This is a genomic window from Flavobacterium frigoris PS1, assembly GCF_000252125.1.
GTDB lineage: Bacteria > Bacteroidota > Bacteroidia > Flavobacteriales > Flavobacteriaceae > Flavobacterium > Flavobacterium frigoris_A.
In genome coordinates this window covers 1-1,398 of record NZ_AHKF01000036.1, presented here as the reverse complement: position 1 = coordinate 1,398, position 1,398 = coordinate 1, and the positions used below count along the sequence as shown (strand labels likewise).

General features: G+C 31.2%; 2 protein-coding genes. Both read right to left on the bottom strand.

The window, feature by feature from the left end; translation table 11 throughout:
* Positions 1–456: 456 nt before the first annotated feature.
* Positions 457–1,023 carry a DUF3347 domain-containing protein gene (locus HJ01_RS16780; RefSeq protein ID WP_007139706.1) on the bottom strand — a complete coding sequence of 189 codons (567 nt, stop codon included), beginning with the start codon at positions 1,021–1,023 and terminating at the stop codon, positions 457–459.
* A 25-nt stretch (positions 1,024–1,048) separates the two neighbouring features.
* The coding region (locus HJ01_RS16775; protein WP_040474102.1) for a heme-binding domain-containing protein at positions 1,049–1,398 on the bottom strand (350 nt) is incomplete at its 5' end.

The window sequence follows — 1,398 nt, the reverse complement described above, 5'->3', positions numbered from 1 at the left end:
CGAATAGTTCGGAATGCTTTTAATCGCTGATCATTATCGACAAACCAAGTATTGTAAACGCTTTCCGTATCGGTTTTGTATTGTTGGATAATTTGAGTGAAGTTGCTCATTGATGATGTTATTGTTTAATATTTTAGTATTTAATAATTATTTAGTTTGTTTATCAAAGTTTATATTTTGCCTACCATTTAGAAGAGAAATGCCATTAACTTATTAATTGAGTTATCTTTATTCGATTATACAGGCTGTTTATAATTAAATCAATTTTTTTTTAAAATTTATTGTGCCTAACAAGGGAAGGGCTAGGACTAGTCATTAATATTTTACCCTTCCCTAACTAGGACTTTTCTAATACCATAAATGGGGGATTTTTTACAAATTGCGAATCAATAATGAAAACCTTATGATCCCTTTTATGAATTAGATAACTTGTTCCTCCACTATAAAAGAGCTGGCTTAATTGTTGATTTCCTTTTGAACTTTTCCACATTTAAGCATTTTGCTACCATAATATGGATTTTTTACTTCGTTACTTGTACTTAACCATGCACTACCCTTATCGTACATTGGGCAAAACTGCTGGTACAACTTATTTTTAGTTCCAGTAATGGCAACCATATCAGTAATATCAGTGCTTAAGGTCTTAAAGTGCTCACGTTGATGTGCAATAGGACTTTTTGAAATGTGTTCGGCATTTTCTACAGCATCTTCTATAATATCGACTAGCTCCTTTTGCTGTTCTTTATTGTAGCTGGTCACATCAAAAGCCTTTAAAGAGACCATTAGTTTACTTCCAGCCTTTGCCGCTTTTTTTGAATCATCAGCTACCAATGCATCTTTAAGTAGAAAATAATCAGCAAAAACAGCTTCTGCCTTAGTGTTATTAATTTTATCCATTTTCATAGTTTTATGATCCATCTTCATGTTTCCATGGTCGTGGTTCATTTTTTCTTTTTCCTGTGCATTTGCAAAAGAAACCGTTAACAATACCATTGCGGCTATTCTTATTTTTAAATTTTTCATTTTAGTAGTTTTTTTGAATTATTGTTTATAAATTATCTTTTAGTTCTGTCAGCCACGTAACAACTTCCTTTTTTTCTTCTTTTGAAAAGCTTGCATTTTTATGAATTAGCGTATAAGAACTTAAAGGCATATTATCATCATCGATCTGGCTTATGATTGATTTTAATTTGCTATTTTTTCTTCTATCTGAATAGTCTGCCCATTCGCTAAAATTCAATTCTTCTTTTCCGTTTTTAATATGTTTTTCCATAAACCACGCTCCAGGTTGAATTTTACTATACCAAGGATAATGGGTATTGTTACTATGGCAGTCATAACAGCTTACTTGTAATTTTTCACTGATTTTTTTTGGCACTGTATTGACCAACATAAAAT

What these genes read in the sequence shown, in the direction of transcription:
- HJ01_RS16780 (WP_007139706.1), bottom strand. Translation starts at nt 1,023, where the DNA reads ATGAAAAATTTAAAAATAAGAATAGCCGCAATGGTATTGTTAACGGTT.